Source organism: Idiomarina piscisalsi, assembly GCF_002211765.1.
GTDB lineage: Bacteria > Pseudomonadota > Gammaproteobacteria > Enterobacterales > Alteromonadaceae > Idiomarina > Idiomarina piscisalsi_A.
On record NZ_CP022133.1, the window covers coordinates 1,880,229 to 1,901,704 of the forward strand.

Sequence of the window (21,476 nt, forward strand, 5' to 3'; positions counted from 1 at the left end):
GCACTCAAGCCCTGTACTTATGTATTTTCCTGATACTCTTTGAGAGAACGGCGACCCTTAGACAACTTTTTAAGACCGCCTTGGATAAGCGTCCTCTGCTGTCTCGCCTGTTCCTCATACTGAGTTAACAGCTCACTGACCATGCTGAGTTTTGTCTCTTTCTCCTCTACTGAGTTTGATTTATCCGCAAGCACACTTTCAATCTTATCGCGGAGTTTCTGAAAAAGCTCCTCAATATGAGTCTTATCCATCTCCTCCGCATCCAGCTCTTCCTTTATCAAGACAAGAACTTGGTCAAGCGACTCTGACATTACGCACCAACTGCAGACGCTCGATTCGACTGCGACTCGGCCTCTTCTCTGGCAGACACAGGAATGGCATCCCACGAGGATTTTATTTGTGATAGCAAGCCGTGAACTTCGTTTAGCTTTTCAATATCATTATTACGCGACGCATCAGCTAAGGTCTCATTCATATATAAATACAACTGACCTAAATTATTCGCAACATCACCACCGACATCATTGTTTAAACTCGTTCTTAAAGACTCAATAATATTGGAAGCCTTGCTAATAAATAGACCCTTTTTCTCAAGATCCTTACGCTCAATAGCGCCTTTTGCGTAATTCAGGTTATCTAACGCCCCCGCCATTAACATTTGGATAAGCTGGTACGGATCAGCACCTGCCACCCGCTCTCTTAGTGAGTTCTGCGTATAACCTTTTAACTTCCTATTCATTTCGCACCTCAATACCTAAATAGGTGAATTTATTCTTTACCGCCAAAACCAGGTAAGTTACCTAATTGAGCTGACAGAAAACTTTGTGTGCTTTGCATTTGAGCAAGCATTACATCTAAACCAGAGTACTTCTCACGCAAGCGTGCTTCCATTTGCTGCATACGGTAGTCATGATCAAGTCTGTCTTCTTCCAAACGATCTAAGTTCTGGTTTAAGGATTCTTCTCGAAAAGTGATAGCACCTCGAGATTCAATATAATTATCCATTAGACTTTCAAAACGGCTTGCGATACCGCTTTCGTTCGAGAATATTTTTCCAAACGCATTAAAGTCTTGATCCATCGCTTCATCAACGCTACGAACCAAATTGTTTTTTTCCAGCTTCCCGTCTTCATTTAGACTTAAGCCAATATCAAATAAGTTCGAAAAATCACCAGCACCTTCAACGTTACTGGTTAAGACATTCACCATCTGATTTTTCAACCCTCTAACCAACGAGTCACCATTTAACGGAGCTGAATTCCCACTTGAAGCATCAAACGCTGTTGCTTTGTCCATTATATCGACAACGCCATTATAAGCAGACACAAACTCGTCTATAAGCTTACGGACACCCTCTCGATCTCGAGCTATGTCGACTTGAGTCGTTTCGTTATTTTCGCTCTTTTTAAGCGCTGTAATCGTTGAGCCTTGAATAACATCCGTGAACGTATTTGAGTCATTTGTCGCGACAATTCCATCAATTTTTATCTGCGCATCTGACGCTTGGTCTTCTGCAGCTATAGACATCCCGCCGGCACCACCACCAAATGCTTGAGTTGATAAGGCATCCAGCTCTGCATTGTCATTGGTGACGCTTAAGTCATTACCGGTACCAGTAACATTAGAGTTAAATACCAGCTTAGCTTCTGTTCCTGTATTAATAATGTTAGCGGTAACACCGAAGTTATCCGCTGAGTCATTGATTTGCTGACGAATGTCTTCCAAAGTAGAGTTAGCCGCAATAGTAAGATCAAAGCTTTTATCACCTGCGGCAAAGCTGAGAGTACTTTCGGTTGTATTGATTACTTGCTCAGATGATGAAAATGCACCATTCGCTGATAACGCTCGCGAGCCTTGAGCAAGAGCAATAACTTCTACATCAAATGAGCCATTGGTTGAATTATCTGTACTTGAAAAGCTAATTAAGTCACCGGACTCGGGTTGGGTCAAGTTCGCGACTCGTTTATCAAATAAGTCGCTATCGCTTAATTTATTAACTACATCATCGAACTTTGATAATGCCGATTTTACTGCACCCAAAGCGGACAGTTCTGTCTCGTAACGAGACTCCTGACGTTGAAATTGCGCTTGCTTGGGTTGGTTGGTTGCTTGCAAAGTCGAAGAAATTATCGACTCTAGGTCTAACCCTGAACCTACACCTGCAGAAGTAAATAACGGCATATAAATGCTCCTTACACTTGCTTGTCAAACAAAAAGCCTGACGTATTACCTTTGTTATCGGCCATTTCATCCAAAGCTTTAGACAGTTTTACGACAAGCTCTGACGGTATTTGCCGAATCATCTCACCGCTGTCTCTATCCATTACTTTAACCACAGGCGGATCGCCCCTTTCTTCAATAACAAACTGAAGGCTCGTATTTCGAATAGCGTCAGATTGATTCATTTCTTCGACAACATCGGCTACGGACTGTTCATCGACTTTTGAACTGTCTGTCTTTATTTGCCCTTCTTGCTTAATTTGCTGAACAGTATCTATTACCTTGTCTTTCTTTTCTTGCAAAGGAAGACTTTTCTCTGTCAATGCATTGTAAGCAACTGGAGAACTATCAAATTTTAGCTCAGCCATAATGGTCACCATTAATCTGTTTTTATTATTTAAGCACAAAAGCGCACTTAAAACATTTATCCTTGTTTGTTATCGACCTCTGGTAATAGAAACTTTAGCATTTTTTTGTACTTTTTTTAGACACAAAAAAACCAGAGCAGAAGCTCTGGTTTTTTTATAAACGACTAAGTCGCTGGAATTATTATCCAAGTAACTGTAGAGCCGCCTGTGGACGCTGATTCGCCTGAGCAAGGATAGTCTGCGAAGCCTGTTGCAGAATCTGTGCCTGAGTCAGCTTGGCTGTTTCAGCCGCGAAGTCAGCATCTTTGATACGAGATTTCGCCGCTTCCAGGTTTTCAGATACATTGCCTTGGTTACGGATCGTTGATTGGAAACGGTTTTGTACCGCACCCAGCTCAGCACGCTTTTTATCAACAACGGCAATCAATGAATCCATACCTGCAAGTACCGCTTGAGCATTATCCTGGGTTGAAACTGAAATACCATCAACTGTAAAAACACCGGCGAAATTAACATCTGCAGATGTAGCGATAGCAGTCGAATTATATGTTTCAGCAGTACCATATGAATTTATGAGCGTTTCACCGGTTACTTCTGCGGCAATGCCTGCTATACCTGATAAGGTAAATCCTCCGTTAGCGCTTACGCCGTTTGTAGAAACCGCAGAGCCACCAACTGTTTTCATTGAGAAGTCTATCGTTTGGTTTGCGTCTGCACCAACCTGGAAGCTAGCTTCATACGAACCGTTCAACAGGTTCTGACCACCGAAAGTGGTATCTTCTGCGATACGGTTAACTTCGCTCATCAATACACGAATTTCTTCCTGAATCGCTAAGCGGTCTTCATCCGTATTAGAGCCGTTAGCAGCTTGCTGCGCCAAAGTACGTACACGCTGGAAGGTGTTAGTTACTTCGTCCAGTGCACCTTCAGCAGTTTGCGCCAAAGAAATACCGTCATTCGCGTTACGGTTACCTTGGTTCAGACCCATAACCTGTGACTCAAGACGGTTTGAAATTTGTAAGCCTGCAGCGTCATCAGATGCGCTGTTGATGCGGAAGCCTGACGACAAACGTTCAAATGCTTGGTCAAGCGAGTTACCTGAGCTGATCAGCTGACGCTGGGCGTTCAATGAGCTGACGTTAGTGTTTACATATAATGGCATAATAATGCTCCTTTGTTTACTTAGGTTATTTCGTTCAAAAAATAACCCTCGTATAAGGTAACGGCTGAAAGCCGGCAAACTTTAGCCGTTTTTCCATTTTTTTATAAAAAAAGCCGGGACATTATGACCCGGCTTTTAAATTTCTTATTTATCTTTAGCCCAGAAGCTGTAACGCCGCCTGTGGGCGCTGATTAGCCTGTGCAAGAATAGTCTGAGAAGCCTGTTGCAGAATCTGAGCCTGTGTCAGCTTGGCTGTTTCAGCCGCGAAGTCAGCATCTTTGATACGAGATTTCGCCGCTTCCAGGTTTTCAGCAACATTGCCTTGGTTACGGATCGTTGATTGGAAACGGTTTTGTACCGCACCCAGTTCAGCACGCTTTTTATCAACAACGGCAATCAATGAGTCCATACCTGCAAGAACTGCTTGAGCACCTTCTTGAGTGCTGACCGAAATACCATCTGCTTCAAATACAGCAGCAAACGAAAGAGCAGACGCTCCGTTGTTCGAAGCAGTAAATGTAGCCGTACCATATGTCGCTGTCAACGATTCGCCAGTTACCACTGAGGCAATTCCTGCAATACCTGATAATGTAAAACCACTGTTTGCAGTTAAGCTATTTGCAGTACCATTACCCCCAACATTTTTCATTGAGAAGTCTATCGTTTGGTTTGCGTCTGCACCAACCTGGAAGCTAGCTTCATACGAACCGTTCAACAGGTTCTGACCACCGAAAGTGGTATCTTCTGCGATACGGTTAACTTCGCTCATCAGTACACGAATTTCTTCCTGAATCGCTAAGCGGTCTTCATCCGTATTAGAGCCGTTAGCAGCTTGCTGCGCCAAAGTACGTACACGCTGGAAGGTGTTAGTTACTTCGTCCAGTGCACCTTCAGCAGTTTGCGCCAAAGAAATACCGTCATTCGCGTTACGGTTACCTTGGTTCAGACCCATAACCTGTGACTCAAGACGGTTTGAAATTTGTAAGCCTGCAGCGTCATCAGATGCGCTGTTGATGCGGAAGCCTGACGACAAACGTTCAAATGCTTGGTCAAGCGAGTTACCTGAGCTGATCAGCTGACGCTGGGCGTTCAATGAGCTGACGTTAGTGTTTACATATAATGGCATAATAATGCTCCTCAGTTACCTTCTTTAAAGCCTGGTTTTCGTTAATGTCGCCAAGCGTGAGGAATTATTTCGGCTTCGTGTTTCACCTGGTTAAAATTTCCTCTCAGAAAAGGTATCGGCAGAGATTTAAGGAGCTTTAATATTTTTGTGAAAAAAGTTCAGATTTTTGTGAGGGTCAACATTTCTGCCTGATAATGCACTGCACCTGCCGCGATAACGGCAGGTGCAGTGAAATTATAAGTAATCGAACAAACTCAGACGACTGACTCGAGTAAATACTTGCTGCGCTGCCGAATAAATAGTTTCATTTTTAATAAGGTCAGTCACCGCTGTTGAATAATCAACATCAGAGATATCTGCGCGCGCTTTCTTGTTAACGATCTCGATATCCGCATTACTTAACCGAGAGCTTTCTAGAACATTAAGTCGGGCACCTATTTTTGCTTGAGTGTCTGTCAAGCTTGAAATGGCATCATCAAACGCAGTCAATGATGAAGCTATTTCTTCTCTGAAAAACTCTTTTCCTTCAGGTCCTGAGTTTTCCAAAGAATCAGCTAAATCCCCTATCTGGGTGAGAATATTTCGAGATACAGGTTCACCAATATCGAAGTCTATAACGTCGCCATTAACAACATTTTCAGAAGTTTCAATTTCGATCCCTTGATAATTGATAGTATCTCCGGGAGTGTAAGCGACCGGCCCTTGAACAATATTATTTCCACCATCGCGAATTTGATAATCACCACCAACAAATTCTATTCTTGCCGACTGTGTATCTGTGTTACCCGCATCCCAGTAATTTTTTAAAGCTTCTCGGTCTGGAGCTCTTAATTTTTTTACTAAGTTATCACCATTGGTAAAGTCAATATCCACACGGGTCGACAAGTTATTGAACACCTTACTACCCGGATCCCCAGCCGGTAAGTACAAGCTAGGAGACAACTGAATTTCGCGCTGACCGTCATCACTTCTGTATGAGTATGACTCTGTCGCTTGGTTGTATTCCATCGGCTGAATACGGTTCTGATAACCGGCGAAAATGTACTCACCCGCCTCATCCTGCGCGTTGGTGAAATCAAACAGTGCTTGTTCAATGTTACGCAGCTCCAATGCTACCGCCTCCCGGTTTTCCGTCGACAAACTGCCGTTGCCCGCATTAACAGCCAAAGTTCGCGCCTTTTGAACAAAGTCGACCATGTTCGACAGTACGCTCTCCTCTCGACGCAAGTTGTTTTCTAACGTCGTTGAGTTACGATCAAACTGCGCATTCTGCGCCAGCTTTTCATCCAAAGCCAACACCTGTGAGTTACCGATTGGGTCGTCGGCCGGACTCAGAATACGGGTCTGCTTGGTCAGCTGCAGCTGCACTTTATCCAGTCGAGACTGAGACGTTGTCAGGCTGTCCTGGGCTCGCTGATAAAACAAACTGGTACTTAATCTCATCTTATCTCACCTCTTAACCTTGCCAACGTTAACCCAATGACCGCAATAGCGTGTCAAAGATGGTCTGCGACGTGGTAATAATTCGTGCGGACGCTGTATAAGCCTGCTGATACTGAATAAGATTAGCAGCCTCTTCTTCTAAATTCACGCCCGCTTGCGACTCATACAAGGCTTCAGTCTGCGCTTTTACCGCTACGGCTGAGTCCCTGAGCACTCGGTTTTGGCTGACTTTACTGCCCACATCTGAAACTAAACGTCCATAGCTTTCGTTAAACGTCATGGTCGGTTCAAAATCCTCGGCACCGTCACGGCGAACCAGCTGTTGGCGTTGTAAGTCAGATAACTCTTGACCATTGCTGTTATCATCGAAGCCGTTCAAGTTGTATTCGATACGGTAGCTATCTCCGGCCACTGGCTCTCCAACAATATTAATGTCGTAATCGGCATCAATTCCGATGGCGGCATCATCGTAGACTTGTTGAATCACATTATTTAAATCGGATGTCGTATAATTGCCACCGATTTGGTTACCATTCTGGTCTAACATCCGCAGTTCATAGTTATTACCTGTTACCGACACAATTTCTATTTCTGCTGGGGCTGTTCCAATAAGTCCGTCATTCGTTGCGTTATAGAGCTCATCCGGCGTATTAATTTGGCTAATTTCAACGCTCGCCGCCCCTTGGTTATCAGGATTATCGCTAACACGCACAGGACTCGCCAAAGCTATATCCTCGGGGCGACGAACCGACAAGCTTATCTCGGACGCCGCACTCTCTGCAGGCTTCACCAAGAACTTGTCGCCGGCATTCGCAGTATTAGCCACATTTAAAGACACACCATAACGCACAATATCGGCATTACCTGCACCGTCAACCGTACCCGTGATAACATCGGCACCTGGTAACGGCTTACCGGTTGCATCAACGGCGACCACTTCGTAATCCGTTGCACTGGTCATGGTGACTTGTAAGTTTTCAGACGGAAACGACTCACTATTACCTTCAAGAACATTCATGGTCACTGTCGCGTTGCCGGTATTTTCGTCGTACCCCAGACCTTGAGCCGATGTTTGCGTCAAGTCGAACAGCTTACGTCCCAACTGATTGTCTAAGTCCATACCTTTTTGGTTCTGGGTGTTCAAGCTATCAGCAATACGAACCGCTAACTGACCCAAACGACGCTGAGTTGGCATTAATATCTCGTCGCGATATTCCATATAACCACCGACTTCGCCACCGATATCACCAACCGGCACAAGAAACTCACTTCTTTTACCAGCACCGTGTTCTTTTTCTAAAATGAACTCTAACCGTTCCGTATTGGGATTATTCTTCGCTGCAACAGAATTAAAGCGACCGTCTTCCAATACCAATGGCTGTCCATTCTTTAAATTGACACTAAGCGAACCTGTCTCATGTTTGACCACATTAAACTCGATAAGCTCAGCAAGTTTTCTGAGCTCCTCGTCACGTTGGTTCATTAATGCATTCGTGTCACCGTTGGCGTCGCTATCACCGGAGGAAGCAAAAATACGCTCATTTAAATTACCGATATTCTCTGCAATCGAGTTAATACGATCGGTCGATAGCTTGATACGCTCGTTAATAATGCTTTTTTGCTCGTCCAGGTAACCGGAGAAGTCATTAAATTTAGTAACCATTGAGTCGGCTTCGGCCAAAATCAGCTGACGTGCAGTGACAGAACCCGGGTCATTATTCGCATCTTGCAGTGAATTAAAAAAACTCTCGACACTGGAGGCCACATTGGTTGTGCTATCACCCAACAATGTGTCAAGTTGTTCAGCTTGCTGCAGGTTCGCCTCGTAGTAACTCACTTTAGAAATATCAGTGCGAAGTTGGCGGTTAGCAAACTCATCGATCATACGTTGCACACGAACGCGCTCCAGACCGCCATAAGACGACTCGAGATACTCTGTTCGCTCACGCACATAACTCGGCGTATTCGCATTATTGATGTTCTGACTGGTTGTCTGCAGGCTCTTCTGATGTGCCAGAATCCCGTTTTTACCAAGCTGTAATAAGTCAAAACTCATCGATGTCTCTCCAGTAACTCTGTGCCCTGTATCGGCACTGAGTAAATAATGTTTAGTTTAGGCGGCAATTTTTTGCCGCCCATTGCAGACGCTTTAAATTGCTTTGTCCGCAAATGCCGGGTTATTTAACACCGACTGAATTTTTTGAGCGTATTTAGGATCCGTCGCGTAACCCGCTGACTGTAAGGCTTCAGCGTACTGCGCCGGATCATCAGCGACCTCTAACGCCTGCTGGTAACGCGGATGCCCTTTTATAAAATCAACATAGTCCTGCAAGCTCTGTTCCACGTTAGAGTATGAGCGAAAAGCAGCACGCTCTTTGCGAGCAACATCACCGTCAAACTCCAGTGTACTGACATGAGATTTCTCCCCAGCCCAACGCTGGTCGGCTTTTATATTGAATAAGTTATTACTTGAGCCGCCATGGCGCCCCGGTACTAATCGCTGACCCCAGCCGGTTTCCAGAGCTGCTTGAGCAATAAGTGCGTTCGGGTTCAGCCCTTCCTGTTTCGCTATTTTCTCAGCATGCGGTTTGAGCGCTGCGACAAAACTCTCAGGGCTGTTAAATTGAGCTTCGCCATCGCTTAGCTTAGCGGTATTAACACGCTTATTGCCGTAATAAAGTCCTGCATCGACACCACCGTGTTCACTCAGTTTTTCCGCTCTGTTTTTCATGCGCGGATCATCTAAGTTCGCCCCGGAGCGGTTCTGATGTCCATGCTGATAACTGTCATCACCACCAAGCTGCTTGACCATAAGTTCGGCCAAACCCAGCGACCCCTGACTGGACAATTCCGACGTCAGCTGTTGGTCATACATATCGCGGTACATCTTGGTGTAGCGACTGTCCAGCATGTTGCCTTCTTCAAATACGGCGTTGGCTTTGCGCATACTGCCCATGACCATATTCAGAAAAATAGCTTCAAACTGCTGCGCCGCCTCCATTAAGGCTTGCTTGTCATCCGGGTTAAACGCACGCTCCCGCAAGCCATTTAGGCTATGCGTGTCCATGGCTAATTCAGCTTGCTTGAATTGTGCGTTTGAGCTTGTCATATCAGCCTCGGCTTAAATAACAATGAGTTCGCCGCTCAGCGCGCCAGCCTGTTTCAACGCTTCTAGCACGGCAATAATGTCACCCGGCGCAGCTCCAATCTGATTCACTGCACGAACCAGGTCATTAAGCGTTGTACCTGGCTGGAACACAAACATACGAGCGTCGTCTTGGTTTACATCAATAATAGACTGCGGCGTCACTACCGTTTCACCGTCACCAAACGGATTCGGTTGATCAACGTTGACGTTTTCAGAAATCGTCACCTGCATATTGCCATGCGCAACGGCCGCTGGTCTTAACTCGACGTTTTGACCGACGACAATAGTGCCGGTTCGCGAGTTCACGATGACTTTCGCCGCAGTCTCTGCTGGCTCCACCTCTAAATTCTCAAGTGTGGACATATAACTAACACGCTGGTTTAAATCCCGTGGTGCGCGAACACGAACCGAAGTCGCATCGACAGCTTGTGCCGCTCCCTGGCCCACCAGACTGTTAATGGTCTGTGCCATACGCTTAGCGGTTGTAAAATCGGACTCATGTAAATTAAAGGTAAAATAGTCTGACGAGCCAAAAGACGTACGCACTTCTCGCTCAACAATACCGCCGCCGGGAATGCGGCCAACGGTTGGTGTGTTTATCACAATGCGCGAGCCGTCATTACCTTCAGCCCCCAAGCCACCGACAATAAGGTTACCCTGAGCGACGGCGTAGACTTCACCATTCGCGCCTTTTAAGAAGGTTTGCAGCAAAGTACCACCCGTTAGGCTGTCAGCACTGCCCACTGAGGACACTGTCACGTCAATTTTCTGACCCGGCTTTGCGAACGCCGGCAAGTCAGCGTGCACAGCAACCGCTGCCACGTTATCGATTTTTGGGCGCTCCCCCGCCGGAATATTAATACCAAAGTTACCTAACATGGTGCGGAAGGTTTGGTCGGTAAACGGTGTCTGCTCACCCGTTCCCGGCAGACCCACAACCAAGCCGTAGCCAATTAACTGGTTAGAGCGAATGCCCTGAACCGATGCAATGTCTTTAATGCGCGATGCCTGCACAGGGGCGACCAGCATCGAGACTAAACACAGAGTTAAGGTAATCAGTCGTGTCATTTTCATGTCCAACTCCTTAGAACGGCCAAATTGGACTGTTAAAGAAACGCGTTAACCAACCTTGCTCCTGCACTTGCGCAAGGCTACCCGTACCTGAGTATTCAATGCGCGCATTAGCAACTCGAGTCGATGGAATTTGATTAGCGGCGGTGATGTCTTGTGGGCGAATCATGCCGGTTAAACGAATGTACTCGTCGCCGGTATTAATGCGCATCCATTTCTCACCACGCACAATCAAGTTGCCATTCGGCAGTACTTTTATCACCGTCACCGTAATTTCACCGGTAAGTTGATTGCTTTGATCCGAACTGGCGTCGCCATTAAAGTCCCGCGTCCCGTTAATCCCAGCAGACAACGGGTTGCCTCCAACGGTAATATCCCGTCCGAACATGGTGGGCGCACCAAGTTCTGCCGTACTTTCTTTCGAGGTTTCGGTCGTCGCTGTTTTACTGGCGGTTGTCCGTTCCTGCAGGGTCACCGTAATAATATCGCCAAGCCGACGCGCTTTGATATCTGAATACAGGTTGTCAGCGTAAGCGTCCTGAAATAGCGACCCAGTTGGCACGACCGGCTGTGCACGTTCTTCCGGCAATACCGGTGCGTAATACGGGTCGTCCGGCATTGGCTTATGCGGTGAGCTTGCACAGCCTGTCACCGCTAAAATTGCTAAAGTTGCTAATAAGTAACGCATCACAGTCACCTGTTATTCATTCGCGATTAAAGTTGCTGAGTAACAAAGCTCAGCATTTGGTCAACTGACGAGATGACTTTCGAGTTCATCTCGTAACCGCGCTGACTTTCTATCAAGTTCACCAGCTCTTCGGTCACGTTCACGTTGGAGGTTTCCAGAGCCCCCTGAATGGTATTCCCCATGCCATCAACGCCCGGTACCGCTTCTAAAGGCGCACCGCTGACCGCTGTTTCTCGGTAAAGGTTCTGACCCATCGGCTCTAAGCCAGCCGGGTTAATAAAGTTCACTAAATTAATTTGGCCAACGGCAACATTGTCCGGATTTCCGGGTTGGGTGACCGTCACTTCACCCTCTTGGGAAATACTGACGGACATTGCGTCTTCAGGAATTTGGATAGCAGGTTCCAGCGTATAGCCGTTACCCGAAGTCACCATTTCCCCGTCTTCGTTCAGTGAAAACTGACCGTTACGCGTGTAGGAAATGGTTCCGTCCGGCATCAGAATTTGGAAGAATCCTTTGCCGTCGATCATCACATCCAGCGAATTGTCGGTGGTCTGCACGTTACCTTGAGTATGCGCCTTTTGTGTCGCGACAACTTTGGTACCCGCGCCCACCATAAGACCATTCGGCAACTCTGTATCCTGAGCTGACTGGCCGCCAGGCTGATTAATGTTTTGGTACAGCAAGTCTTCAAACACCGCGCGGCTTTTCTTAAAGCCAATGGTACTGGAGTTCGCCAAGTTATTGGAAATTACCGAGATATCGCGCTGTTGCGCATCCAGTCCGGTTTTACTGATCCATAATGCTGGGTTCATGTTATGTCTCCTCTATACGCCGTTAACGCAATATTGGTTAACTGATGCGCATCAGCGATTCTGAGCGCTGCGCATTTTCATCGGCGGTTTTCATTAATTTGACGTTCATTTCGTACTGGCGCTGCAAGGCAATCATATTGGTCATTTCTTCGACACTGTTCACGTTGCTGGTCTCAAGCGCCCCAATCTGTAATTTGACATTGGCATCGGCAAAGGCAACCTGGTCGTCTTTCAGTTTGAATAAGCCATCTGTGCCTTTTTCAATATTGCCGTTTGGTGGGTTCACCAATTTAATACGGCCAATCACTTCACTGACATTTTCTGGAGCGCCCATAGGACGAATGGTCACATTGCCATTAGAACCAATACTTAACTTGTCGACTGGCTGGGGTACAAAAATAGGTCCGTTATCACCAATCAGTGTATGACCCTGCGAGTTCTGTAACAGCCCGTCAGTACCCACTTGCAAACTGCCATTGCGGGTATAACGCTCATTGCCGTTTTGATCCTGCACGGCAATCCAGCCTTGATCTTTTATCGCAACATCCATGTTCCGGCCAGTGGTCTGCAAACCGCCTGCGGCAAAGTTCTGCCCTGGGCTTTCTGTCATGGAAAATACCCGTGTCGGCAAACCTTCACCAAACGCCTGCATGGCACGCGCTTGTTGCAAGTCGGCTTTAAACCCAGTGGTATTAGCGTTAGCAAGGTTATTTGCCCGCACCGCCACTGCGTTCATGTTTTCTTTGGCGCCGCTCATGGCAACCCAGAGCATTTTGTCCATAGCTGACCTCCAGCCAAAATTTTGTCGTTTTCGATCGTTACCCTATGCAATGCAGATTTCGTGCCAAAAACGAAAAAAAGACGCCCGAAGGCGTCTTTTGTTTTTTATTTTCCAGCGAATTCAGTTATCGAATCTGCAAGATAGTCTGGTTAATGGTGTTATTCACTTCCAACGAACGCGAGTTCGCCTGGAAGTTACGCTGTGCGGTAATCAAGTCCACCAGCTCTTTCGTGAGGTTCACGTTTGAGTTTTCAAGCGCGGACGCTTCTATACCACCAAAAGTCCCGGTATTGGCTTCGCCTGACAGCGGCTCACCCGAGTCAATGCTTTCACGCCACTTGGTACCACCAATTTGCGTTAACCCCTGCTCGTTCGCAAAGCGAACAATGGCAACCTGGCCTAAGTATTGAACGTCACCATTTGAATAAGTCGCAGCAATAAGACCTGACTTGTCGATGTCGACATTCGTCAGACGTCCGACTGTGCTGCCGTCTTGATCCAAAGAGGTTACTTCAAAGTCTGACGCAAACTGAGTCGGCGTTGTGGTTCCTGTTAAATCCTGAAAGTTAAACTGGATAGTTTGCGCATCAGCACCATTATTCAGGTACGGGTCGCCATCAACGTTGTTGCCTGACAAATCAATTGAGCCTGGGTCAAAAGTATTCTGCCCTGCCGGAACATCCGGTTCACCACTGCCTAAAAACTCTACTCGTAAACCAGCATAGCCATTGACTGACGCATCCGGCGAGGCTGTTGCTGTACCTGTAGGAGTCATGTCAATTTCGTCACCATCAAAAGTCGCGTAGACATCCCACTGGTTATTATCGCGCTTCACATAATAAGTAGACAACGTATGCGACTCGCCTAATGAATCATAAACGGTAGCCGATGTAGAACTGTGGTAAGTACTTGGTGTTTCCGGATCAAATGGGTTAGCTCCTCCATTAATAGGCGAACGACGCGCATCGACGTTGAATGCGGTAAAGACATTATCCGTGCTTTGCGGCGCACCGGCGACATCAGGAATACGAATAGGCTGAGTGGTTGCCAGGGCAACTGATGAATTCGTTCCACTATTACGGTCAACCTGGTACCCCTGCAGAAAGTTTCCCTGATTATCCACAATAAACTTATCATCGTTCAGTTTAAATGCTCCCGAGCGCGTGTAAGTCATATCGCGAGAGCCTAAGCCGTCTGTGGTGGCAAAGAAACCATTGCCTGAAATCGCCATATCCAGCGAGTTTTCAGTAAAGTCTAGTGTTCCCTGACTAAACTGCTGCGCCACTGACGACGTCAACACACCATCACCGACTTTCGTGTTACCGGCATTAAAAATACTGGTGGCATAAACGTCCGCAAATTCTGCGCGTGACTGTTTAAAGCCCGACGTTTTTACGTTTGAGATATTATTAGCAGTTACATCTAAGTCTTTCTGAGATGCGTTGATACCGCTGAGTGCAATATTAAATGACATAGGTCACCTCACCTGTTAACTAATTTCAGAGACATCGGAAAGCCGGATGCCACCTAATCCTTTAAGATTCAGAACAACGCCACGTTCACCGCCCGTACTGACGCTCTGAACACGCGCATGCATTTGCAATGGAAGCTCTTCGGTTTGTCCGCCAACGGTCGCATTCACTGAGAATGTGTAATTACCGGCCGGCGCCTGTTCGCCCGTTGTCGTGGTTCCATCCCACTCAAACTCTTTGGTGCCTTCCGGCATGTCACCCAAGTTCAGGGTTTTCACTACAGCGCCACTAGAGTCTTTGATGTTAATCTTCACATTCTGCGCCGTTTGTGGCGTCGCTATCATGCCCGAGACGCCAGCTCCCTCTTCCAGGTTAGCCTGGTCAGTTGGCACTAACACTTTACGCCCAACCATGGTCGACGCCTGCAACGCCTGGTTTGACGTCATATCTTCTGCAAACTGGTCAAAACGTTCTGACAGACCGGTGATACCTTCCGCCATAGTGAAACTGGTCATTTGCGCAATCATTTGATCGTTCTCGACCGGCTTGGACGGATCCTGCATATTCAGCTGCTCCGTCAACAGCTTGAAGAAGTCTTCCTGTTGAAGCTTTTGCTGCTCATCAGGATCAGCGTATTTCGCGCCTTCGTCCTTCTTCCATTTCATGCTGTCGATGTAGGAGTTATTGCTTACGCCTTCCATTTGTTATCTCCTGCTTACCCTTGACCCAGACGTAATAAACGCTGCGTCATTGTTTTGGCAGTATCCGCCACCTGAACATTGGTCTGGTACGAGCGGGATGCCGAAATCATGTTGGCCATTTCTTCCATAGTGTTAACGTTCGGCTTATAGATGTAGCCATTTTCGTCCGCCATGGGATGATTGGGTGCGTACTCAACTTGCAAGGGATCATTGCTTTCGACAATGCCCAGTACCTTGACGCCGGCCGCTTGCCCAGCCTGCGTCTGGTTGGTCAGGCTGTTACCACGGTAGTCGCCCTGCGCGTCGGCCAGCGCCGTAGCAAAGACCGGATTACGGGCACGATAAGTTTCATCAATACTGCTGCTGACCGAGTTCGCGTTCGCTAAATTACTGGCAGTGGTGTTCAGTCGCACTGACTGAGCACTCATTGCCGAACCGGTCACGTTGAAAATATTAAATAGGCTCATTGTTTTTCACCTCACCTACTGTCCGCCGCCAAGGGCTTTCTTAACACCACTAATTTTCCCGTCGAGGAAGTTCATGGTCATTTCGTATTCCAGTGCATTTTGTGCATACAAGTTTTGTTCCAACTGCACATCAACGGTATTACCGTCACCGGTATCGGGTTGATTCGGCACGCGAAACTTCTCTGTGCCCTGCGGTTTTATCTCAACGTTAAAATGCTTTTCATGGGTACGTGCCATTTTATGGGTTTCGATGCCGCGCTGTGCTTGTTGCAGCGCTTGCTGAAAATCCAGCCCTTTGGCCTTGTAACCGGGGGTATCTGCGTTAGCGATATTATTGGCAATAAGCTCCGCACGCTGGGTGCGTATACCCAATGTGTGTTGCTGTATTCCCATAATTTTATCCATGGAAAGTGCCATTTTTTTGTCTCCACAGTGTTCGATGGTGAAGACAATGCAGGTATCGTGCCAGAAGTCCTGGCACTTATTTTTGAAAAGGAAACTACGGGACGTCGTTATTTACGACGGTAGATAATACCGGGGTTGCAGCGGATCATTTCAAAGTCATCGGTTAAACCCGAAATAGACTCCGAGGCACCGAGAATAAGATAGCCCCCCGGGTTAAGTGATTGCCGAAATTGGGCAATTATTTTCCGCTTTACTTCCGGGGCGAAGTAAATAAGCACATTGCGGCAAAAAATAACGTCAAATTTGCCGAGCAATGAGTAGCTGTCCAGCAGGTTCAGGTGCCGGAAATGAATGTGCGTCTTTAGGTTATCCCTTACTTTCATCGATCCCGGCTTGCTACCGTCGGTGAAGTACTTCTGCCGACGTTCTGCCGATAAGCCCCGTGCTAATGCCAGGCTGTCGTATTCGCCAATGCCACATTGTTCAAGCACTTTATTGGATATATCGGTTGCCGTTATTTTGATACTACCTCTGAGAGCGCCGGGATTCTTGGCTTTAAATTCATCATAAGTAATGGCAATGGAGTACGGCTCTTGCCCGGATGAGCATGCTGCGGACCATATTTTTAACGGTCCCGTATGGTTTTTGTATTCAGCAAAAATGCGGTCATGCAAAATTTGGAAGGGGTAAGTATCACGAAACCATAAGGTTTCATTTGTTGTCATGGCGTCAATAACCGCCGCCCGTAGGGCACGTTCACTTATTTTCATAGAGCGCTTTACCAACTCTGACAACGAGTCAATATTAAAGCGCCCCATTAACGGGCTGAGCCGGCTTTTGACCAAATACAATTTACTCTCGCCCAGCACAATACCGCACTGGTGCTCCAGAAACTGACGAAACTCTTGGTATTCCGATAAACTTAATTCGCGATTCGACACGTTATATTAACTGCTTCCGTTTCAATTTGTTCTTTTGCTATGCCGTAGCCTGACGTTATTACGTCAGGCTACGGCATTTCACCTGATGCTATTGCATCAGGCTACAACAGTATTAAGCCATTTTTGAACGGCTGTCGCCAGCTCATCGGGATGAAATTTTGCAATGAAATCATCGGCGCCGACTTTCTTCACCATAGCTTGATTGAAGACACCACTCAATGATGTGTGCAAAATAACATGAATATCACGTAAATCGGGATCGGCTTTTACCTCGGCGGTCAATGTATAACCGTCCATGACGGGCATTTCTACATCGGAAACAATAACTGGCACATGCGTATGTGCGCTACCACCCAGTTCTTTTGCTTTATCTTTCAGATACTCGAGTGCTTCCTTTCCGTTCTTCCTGACTTCAAGGTGAATGCCTAAAGATTGCAAAGCGCGTTTTATTTGATTACGAGCCACAGACGAATCGTCAGTGATGAGAATCGTCAAGTCTTCTTTAGCGACATTGATCTCTGCGTTAGCGACCTCTTCGCTCACATCGGAGTTAATGGGTACGATATCAGCTAAAATGCGCTCGACATCAATAATTTCAACCAACTCGTTCTCAATTTCTGTCACTGCGGTCAGATAAGCGTCACGTCCTGCCCCTTTGGGGGGGGGCATAACATCTTCCCAGTTAATGTTCATAATGCGGTCAACGCCACCGACCAGAAATCCCTGAACGGTTCTGTTGTATTCAGAAATAATGACGAAGCGGTTTTCAATGTCCGTAATGGCCGGACCGCCCGTTGCCATACTCAAATCAATAATGGAGATAGCCTGACCTCGAATATGCGCGATACCTCTTACAAGCGGGTTTCGATTTGGCATTGCCGTTAACTTAGGACAAGGTAAAACTTCTCTGACCTTAAACACATTAATTCCGAAGCGTTGTTTCCCTGTTAACCTGAACAACAATAACTCCAGTCGGTTTTGTCCGACCATTTGTGTGCGCTGATTCACTGAATCGAGAATACTGGCCATGCTTCACTCCTGTAATATGGCAGGCTACCTTTGTTCGGCACGGTATTTGCTTAAACTACTATTAGCAAAATATGTATTGGTCGAGCCGCCGAACTTTTGACGTTATACCGTTTTTTTCGGCAGGCAGCCAGATAACCTTAGTAGATAACGTCAGGATATTTTTATGATAGTACGTAAATCGCTGTTGATCAGTTCGCTTTTTGCAATAACGATTTTGCTCTTGGGCTTTACCCCAAATAATGCGCTGGCACAAAGTAATGACGTACGCCTCGATTATAAGGCATTACAGACTCTGGCGCATGATTTTGTTCGCTCTCAGGTCAGCGCGCCTGAAAGTGGTCGCATTGACGTTGTTGCGAATAACCTGGATCCCCGAATGACAGCAAAGCGATGTTCAGCGGCGCCAGAGGTTGACTTAGCAAGCAATGCACGGTTAGATGGCTACACCACCGTAGAAATTAAGTGTGCTACCGCAAACGGTTGGCGAACCTATGTGCCGGTCAGAATTTACCGTTATAAAAATGTGGTCACCGCATCAGGTCCTATGTCTCCGGGTCAAATGATTAGCGAAAGTGATTTGACCTTTGCCGAAGTCGACCTAAACCAAATACGTTCAAACGTTTATACAACGAAGGAACTATTGGTTGGCGCTCGCGTCAAAAAGCGCATTGGCGCCGGTCAGGCAATTCGACCAAGCGATACCTGTCTTGTTTGTGAGGACCAAACGGTTACAATAGTTGCTAAAAATAAAGCATTAAGAATTACCGCTGACGGAAAAGCGTTAGCTGACGGCTTAAAAGGCGAATCCGTTGTCGTGAAAAACGCCCGCTCAGGCAAGTCGATAGAAGCGGTTGTGACAGGGCTGAACGAGGTTACCGTCAACCTTTAAAATACTTTACAAAAAAGTGGATTTTTTAGTTAAGTTTTTTCGGATATGGTCGATAAGTAACCGAGACTTACTATCTAGCGAGGCAACACAATGGCTATTAACATTAATAATGCTGGACTGAAAAACACCAGTATCGATAACAAATCAAGCAATCGCCAGGTTCAAAACGACCCGGCGGGTAATTCTGCATCGGTTTCTCAAAAAGGCGGTGACGCGGTTTCCTTGACCAGCGAAGCGCAACAACTGGGCGGATTGCAGGAAAAGGCCATGAACAGCAGTGGTATCGACCAAGCTAAAGTGGACAGAATTAAAGCGGAAATTGAAAGCGGCTCATACAAAATTAATGTTGAGCAGTTAGCGTCAAAACTTGCTCAGTTTGAATCTGATCTTTTCGCTGGCGGTAACGACGAATAATGACAGAAGTCGCGTCGGTCAACCAATTGCTTGATGACATGGCGGAGTCGCTAGATAGGCTGGCTTTGCTGCAACAGCGTGAGCTAAATGCCATTGTCGATCGCGAGCATGCCGACGTTCCTGCTATTACTTCCGAAAAAGAAAAAGCTCTGGCCGAAGTGACACGCCTCGACACTTTGTTGTCAGAGCACCCCGATAAAGACACGTTGAAAGAAGACCCTCAGTTAGCCACTGCAGTTGAGTCTATCAAGCAAACCCTTGCCAATATCCAGCACCAAAACCAAGTCAATGAGCGTGTTGTTCAGTCCACTCTGAACAGCATTGATCAGCTCAAGCAAAGTATTTTACAGTCAGCCCGCAAAGACTCTCTTACCTACAACAGTAAAGGCAAAATTCGTTAAAGAATTCTGCGTTTCAGCCGTTATAACGATTAGTACGTTTTAGTCCGTAGGGGTCGTTATGACAAAGCAAATTTTGACACTGGGTATTGTCCTTTCATCAATGGTTTTAAGTGGCTGTGCGGCTTATAACAACTTGGTGTACGATCAAAAGCACGTCGAATGGGAAACTCAAACGCCTGACACCTTTCCGGTATTAAACGCGGTTGGCTATGCGCCTATTGAAAAGCAATCAGGTGACTCGGCTCAAGTGAAAGACCTAAACGCGATGCGCGCCTCTAAGCTGGCTGCGTATCGCGAACTTGCGGAACAAGTGTATGGGCAACGAATTGCCGGCAGCAGCTCGGTGGAAGACTGGGCGTTGAATAACGACAGCTTTCAAGCATCGGTTGACGGCGTCATTCGTGGCGCCGAAGTCGTGAAGACGTATACTGTTGGCGAGTATTACGCAACAGAACTGCGATTAGACTTCGAAAAAGTTCACCGCTTGTATCAAAGTACTAATCGCCAGCAAAAAGTAAAACGCGTTGTTTATTATTAAGAGCGCTTTTAACCTGTAGTTTGGCAGGGTTCTTGCAGTTAATTTCAGAGAAAGCCACATAAGACAAAGACCGACAATAAATCGACACTTTGGATGAATCTGGGATACGACACATGAACTGGAAGACCTTGCTTTTACTCGCATCACTTATTTTCCTTGCGTTTCCAAGCAGCGCCCGCTGGATTGAAGCACAAGGTACGGCTCGCATTGTGAATGGTGATGTCGAAAAGGCGCGCCAGCAAGCCATTGAAAGCGCCCTTCAACAAGCTCTCCTCTCTTCTGGTGGCAGTATCAGCAGCATTCAGCAGGTGGTTGATGGCGTCCTGAGTAACACAGAAACCCAGTGGACCAGTCGTGGCAATGTCGATCAAGTTTCTATCGTGCGAGAGGAAGTTCGGGACGATCGTGTCGTGGTTTTACTACGCGCAGACATTTGGAACCGCGAGGGCGAATGCGCCCGCAGTAGCTATAAAAATTCCGTCACTATTGTCCCGTTTGAGCTGCGCGACCGCGCCCATGGCACCTGGGGCCAAATCTGGGATATCGGCGAAGTGTCTGCTGAGCGCTTTTCGCGCACACTAGGTGGCGTCGGCAGTCAAATTCATATTGCCCACACCTTACAACGTCACGCGGGTCTAAACGACGCATTAAGTGGCCTGAACCTGGAAGAGCTGGGGCGTATGGCACGTAGTTTAGGACTGGCTAACGACAGTCAGTTCGTCGTGTTTGGCTTGTTTGACGACTTAGCTATGATGAATACCGACTCAGGCTGGTTATGGTCTTCAACGCCCGATCGCCACTATGCATTGACCCTATATTTAATGGATGCCAGCACGGGGCAACTTGTAACTCGCGCTCGAGTCGAAGACACTCAGCCCTGGACATTTGATCGTTCCGCCACCGTCGACGTGGCAACCGCAAACTTCTGGGATGAACCGTTTGGCGCTGCTCTTGCCAGTGGTCTAGAGGATTTAGCCGGTGGCGTTAAAGAAAAGCTGCTCTGTAAACCGGTGCGAGGTCGGGTCATTGCGGTCGATGACAAAACCGTCCAGTTTAATTTGGGCGAACAGCATGGTGTGAACGTCGGCGATAAGTTAAAAGTTATCCACCCAAGCCACTTTACCGACGACCAGGGCCGCTTCCGCCAAAAATGGGAAGTCAGCCAGTTTGAGGTGGAAGTTCAGCAAGTTCAACAAAGCACAGCTGTCGCTAGGCTAACCAGCGGTAACATGTTGCATAACGTGCAGGTGAGAGACTGGGTTGTCCCCATTGACTAGGGGATGAAACCGTCTGCCGGTTCTGGCATAATTCGCGGACGTCCCCGTAGCTCAGCTGGATAGAGCAATTGCCTCCTAAGCAATAGGTCGCAGGTTCGACTCCTGCCGGGGACGCAAGCT

At 47.0% G+C, this 21,476-nt stretch carries 24 protein-coding genes and 1 tRNA gene; 6 read left to right on the forward strand and 19 right to left on the reverse strand.

Annotated features, from left to right (window positions below; genetic code table 11):
* Positions 1-17: 17 nt before the first annotated feature.
* The 19 genes from CEW91_RS09115 to CEW91_RS09205 form a co-directional block, all read right to left on the reverse strand.
* Entirely contained in the window at positions 18-311 is a 294-nt protein-coding gene (locus CEW91_RS09115; protein WP_088768662.1) for a hypothetical protein, read from the reverse strand.
* Positions 311-739 (reverse strand): flagellar export chaperone FliS, encoded by a 429-nt coding sequence (fliS, locus tag CEW91_RS09120; RefSeq protein ID WP_088768663.1) that lies wholly within the window; start codon positions 737-739, stop codon positions 311-313. Before fliS ends, CEW91_RS09115 begins: the two co-directional genes overlap by 1 nt.
* 29 nt (positions 740-768) lie before the next feature.
* Complete coding sequence (gene fliD, locus CEW91_RS09125) at positions 769-2,181, reverse strand: flagellar filament capping protein FliD (protein WP_088768664.1); 1,413 nt, start codon at positions 2,179-2,181, stop codon at positions 769-771.
* Between the two features lie 11 nt (positions 2,182-2,192).
* Positions 2,193-2,588 (reverse strand): flagellar protein FlaG, encoded by a 396-nt coding sequence (locus CEW91_RS09130; RefSeq protein ID WP_157776080.1) that lies wholly within the window; start codon positions 2,586-2,588, stop codon positions 2,193-2,195.
* 181 nt (positions 2,589-2,769) lie between these two features.
* Positions 2,770-3,750, reverse strand: coding sequence for a flagellin N-terminal helical domain-containing protein (locus tag CEW91_RS09135; RefSeq protein WP_088768666.1), 981 nt, complete (start codon positions 3,748-3,750; stop codon positions 2,770-2,772).
* A 154-nt stretch (positions 3,751-3,904) separates the two neighbouring features.
* Positions 3,905-4,876, reverse strand: coding sequence for a flagellin N-terminal helical domain-containing protein (locus CEW91_RS09140; RefSeq protein WP_088768667.1), 972 nt, complete (start codon positions 4,874-4,876; stop codon positions 3,905-3,907).
* A gap of 234 nt (positions 4,877-5,110) precedes the next feature.
* Positions 5,111-6,319 carry a flagellar hook-associated protein FlgL gene (flgL, locus tag CEW91_RS09145; RefSeq protein WP_088768668.1) on the reverse strand — a complete coding sequence of 403 codons (1,209 nt, stop codon included), beginning with the start codon at positions 6,317-6,319 and terminating at the stop codon, positions 5,111-5,113.
* A 28-nt stretch (positions 6,320-6,347) separates the two neighbouring features.
* A complete protein-coding gene (gene flgK, locus CEW91_RS09150) occupies positions 6,348-8,375 on the reverse strand; it encodes a flagellar hook-associated protein FlgK (RefSeq protein WP_088768669.1) in 2,028 nt (675 codons plus the stop codon).
* Between the two features lie 93 nt (positions 8,376-8,468).
* The gene (gene flgJ / locus CEW91_RS09155; RefSeq protein WP_088768670.1) at positions 8,469-9,428 is read right to left on the reverse strand and encodes a flagellar assembly peptidoglycan hydrolase FlgJ; all 960 of its coding nucleotides are present in this window, start codon (positions 9,426-9,428) and stop codon (positions 8,469-8,471) included.
* Between the two features lie 12 nt (positions 9,429-9,440).
* Positions 9,441-10,535: a flagellar basal body P-ring protein FlgI gene (locus tag CEW91_RS09160; RefSeq protein ID WP_420038567.1), complete on the reverse strand. Its 1,095-nt coding sequence runs from the start codon at positions 10,533-10,535 to the stop codon at positions 9,441-9,443.
* A 16-nt stretch (positions 10,536-10,551) separates the two neighbouring features.
* Positions 10,552-11,226, reverse strand: coding sequence for a flagellar basal body L-ring protein FlgH (gene flgH, locus CEW91_RS09165; protein WP_088768672.1), 675 nt, complete (start codon positions 11,224-11,226; stop codon positions 10,552-10,554).
* 26 nt (positions 11,227-11,252) lie between these two features.
* On the reverse strand, positions 11,253-12,041 hold the full coding sequence (flgG, locus tag CEW91_RS09170) for a flagellar basal-body rod protein FlgG (RefSeq protein ID WP_088768673.1): 789 nt from the start codon (positions 12,039-12,041) through the stop codon (positions 11,253-11,255).
* A 37-nt stretch (positions 12,042-12,078) separates the two neighbouring features.
* On the reverse strand, positions 12,079-12,822 hold the full coding sequence (flgF, locus tag CEW91_RS09175) for a flagellar basal-body rod protein FlgF (protein ID WP_088768674.1): 744 nt from the start codon (positions 12,820-12,822) through the stop codon (positions 12,079-12,081).
* 124 nt (positions 12,823-12,946) lie between these two features.
* A complete protein-coding gene (gene flgE / locus CEW91_RS09180) occupies positions 12,947-14,296 on the reverse strand; it encodes a flagellar hook protein FlgE (RefSeq protein WP_088768675.1) in 1,350 nt (449 codons plus the stop codon).
* Between the two features lie 15 nt (positions 14,297-14,311).
* Positions 14,312-14,995, reverse strand: coding sequence for a flagellar hook assembly protein FlgD (flgD, locus tag CEW91_RS09185; protein WP_088768676.1), 684 nt, complete (start codon positions 14,993-14,995; stop codon positions 14,312-14,314).
* 14 nt (positions 14,996-15,009) lie between these two features.
* The gene (gene flgC, locus CEW91_RS09190; RefSeq protein WP_058579528.1) at positions 15,010-15,462 is read right to left on the reverse strand and encodes a flagellar basal body rod protein FlgC; all 453 of its coding nucleotides are present in this window, start codon (positions 15,460-15,462) and stop codon (positions 15,010-15,012) included.
* A 15-nt stretch (positions 15,463-15,477) separates the two neighbouring features.
* A complete protein-coding gene (gene flgB / locus CEW91_RS09195) occupies positions 15,478-15,879 on the reverse strand; it encodes a flagellar basal body rod protein FlgB (protein WP_088768677.1) in 402 nt (133 codons plus the stop codon).
* Between the two features lie 95 nt (positions 15,880-15,974).
* Positions 15,975-16,808, reverse strand: coding sequence for a CheR family methyltransferase (locus CEW91_RS09200; RefSeq protein ID WP_088768678.1), 834 nt, complete (start codon positions 16,806-16,808; stop codon positions 15,975-15,977).
* 96 nt (positions 16,809-16,904) lie between these two features.
* On the reverse strand, positions 16,905-17,837 hold the full coding sequence (locus tag CEW91_RS09205; protein WP_088768679.1) for a chemotaxis protein CheV: 933 nt from the start codon (positions 17,835-17,837) through the stop codon (positions 16,905-16,907).
* 163 nt (positions 17,838-18,000) lie between these two features.
* On the opposite strand from CEW91_RS09205, the gene flgA reads away from it, so the two are divergent.
* From flgA to CEW91_RS09235, 6 genes are all read left to right on the forward strand, one after another.
* The gene (flgA, locus tag CEW91_RS09210) at positions 18,001-18,726 is read left to right on the forward strand and encodes a flagellar basal body P-ring formation chaperone FlgA (protein WP_088768680.1); all 726 of its coding nucleotides are present in this window, start codon (positions 18,001-18,003) and stop codon (positions 18,724-18,726) included.
* A 90-nt stretch (positions 18,727-18,816) separates the two neighbouring features.
* Positions 18,817-19,140 (forward strand): flagellar biosynthesis anti-sigma factor FlgM, encoded by a 324-nt coding sequence (flgM, locus tag CEW91_RS09215; RefSeq protein WP_088768681.1) that lies wholly within the window; start codon positions 18,817-18,819, stop codon positions 19,138-19,140.
* Complete coding sequence (locus CEW91_RS09220) at positions 19,140-19,541, forward strand: flagellar protein FlgN (protein ID WP_088768682.1); 402 nt, start codon at positions 19,140-19,142, stop codon at positions 19,539-19,541. The genes flgM and CEW91_RS09220 overlap by 1 nt, the downstream gene beginning before the upstream one ends.
* A gap of 58 nt (positions 19,542-19,599) precedes the next feature.
* Positions 19,600-20,079, forward strand: a complete 480-nt coding sequence (locus tag CEW91_RS09225; RefSeq protein WP_058579535.1) for an LPP20 family lipoprotein — start codon at positions 19,600-19,602, stop codon at positions 20,077-20,079.
* 113 nt (positions 20,080-20,192) lie between these two features.
* Positions 20,193-21,356, forward strand: coding sequence for a flagellar assembly protein FlgT (locus tag CEW91_RS09230; protein ID WP_088768683.1), 1,164 nt, complete (start codon positions 20,193-20,195; stop codon positions 21,354-21,356).
* Between the two features lie 40 nt (positions 21,357-21,396).
* Positions 21,397-21,470, forward strand: a tRNA-Arg gene (locus tag CEW91_RS09235).
* Positions 21,471-21,476 lie beyond the last annotated feature (6 nt).

Excerpts from the sequence above, each read along its gene's own strand:
- CEW91_RS09115 (WP_088768662.1), bottom strand. The coding sequence starts at position 311 with ATGTCAGAGTCGCTTGACCAAGTTCTTGTCTTGATAAAGGAAGAGCTG.
- fliS (WP_088768663.1), bottom strand. The coding sequence starts at position 739 with ATGAATAGGAAGTTAAAAGGTTATACGCAGAACTCACTAAGAGAGCGG.
- fliD (WP_088768664.1), bottom strand. The coding sequence starts at position 2,181 with ATGCCGTTATTTACTTCTGCAGGTGTAGGTTCAGGGTTAGACCTAGAG.
- CEW91_RS09130 (WP_157776080.1), bottom strand. The coding sequence starts at position 2,588 with ATGGCTGAGCTAAAATTTGATAGTTCTCCAGTTGCTTACAATGCATTG.
- CEW91_RS09135 (WP_088768666.1), bottom strand. The coding sequence starts at position 3,750 with ATGCCATTATATGTAAACACTAACGTCAGCTCATTGAACGCCCAGCGT.
- CEW91_RS09140 (WP_088768667.1), bottom strand. The coding sequence starts at position 4,876 with ATGCCATTATATGTAAACACTAACGTCAGCTCATTGAACGCCCAGCGT.
- flgL (WP_088768668.1), bottom strand. The coding sequence starts at position 6,319 with ATGAGATTAAGTACCAGTTTGTTTTATCAGCGAGCCCAGGACAGCCTG.
- flgK (WP_088768669.1), bottom strand. The coding sequence starts at position 8,375 with ATGAGTTTTGACTTATTACAGCTTGGTAAAAACGGGATTCTGGCACAT.
- flgJ (WP_088768670.1), bottom strand. The coding sequence starts at position 9,428 with ATGACAAGCTCAAACGCACAATTCAAGCAAGCTGAATTAGCCATGGAC.
- CEW91_RS09160 (WP_420038567.1), bottom strand. The coding sequence starts at position 10,535 with ATGACACGACTGATTACCTTAACTCTGTGTTTAGTCTCGATGCTGGTC.
- flgH (WP_088768672.1), bottom strand. The coding sequence starts at position 11,226 with ATGCGTTACTTATTAGCAACTTTAGCAATTTTAGCGGTGACAGGCTGT.
- flgG (WP_088768673.1), bottom strand. The coding sequence starts at position 12,041 with ATGAACCCAGCATTATGGATCAGTAAAACCGGACTGGATGCGCAACAG.
- flgF (WP_088768674.1), bottom strand. The coding sequence starts at position 12,822 with ATGGACAAAATGCTCTGGGTTGCCATGAGCGGCGCCAAAGAAAACATG.
- flgE (WP_088768675.1), bottom strand. The coding sequence starts at position 14,296 with ATGTCATTTAATATTGCACTCAGCGGTATCAACGCATCTCAGAAAGAC.
- flgD (WP_088768676.1), bottom strand. The coding sequence starts at position 14,995 with ATGGAAGGCGTAAGCAATAACTCCTACATCGACAGCATGAAATGGAAG.
- flgC (WP_058579528.1), bottom strand. The coding sequence starts at position 15,462 with ATGAGCCTATTTAATATTTTCAACGTGACCGGTTCGGCAATGAGTGCT.
- flgB (WP_088768677.1), bottom strand. The coding sequence starts at position 15,879 with ATGGCACTTTCCATGGATAAAATTATGGGAATACAGCAACACACATTG.
- CEW91_RS09205 (WP_088768679.1), bottom strand. The coding sequence starts at position 17,837 with ATGGCCAGTATTCTCGATTCAGTGAATCAGCGCACACAAATGGTCGGA.
- flgA (WP_088768680.1), top strand. The coding sequence starts at position 18,001 with ATGATAGTACGTAAATCGCTGTTGATCAGTTCGCTTTTTGCAATAACG.
- flgM (WP_088768681.1), top strand. The coding sequence starts at position 18,817 with ATGGCTATTAACATTAATAATGCTGGACTGAAAAACACCAGTATCGAT.
- CEW91_RS09220 (WP_088768682.1), top strand. The coding sequence starts at position 19,140 with ATGACAGAAGTCGCGTCGGTCAACCAATTGCTTGATGACATGGCGGAG.
- CEW91_RS09225 (WP_058579535.1), top strand. The coding sequence starts at position 19,600 with ATGACAAAGCAAATTTTGACACTGGGTATTGTCCTTTCATCAATGGTT.
- CEW91_RS09230 (WP_088768683.1), top strand. The coding sequence starts at position 20,193 with ATGAACTGGAAGACCTTGCTTTTACTCGCATCACTTATTTTCCTTGCG.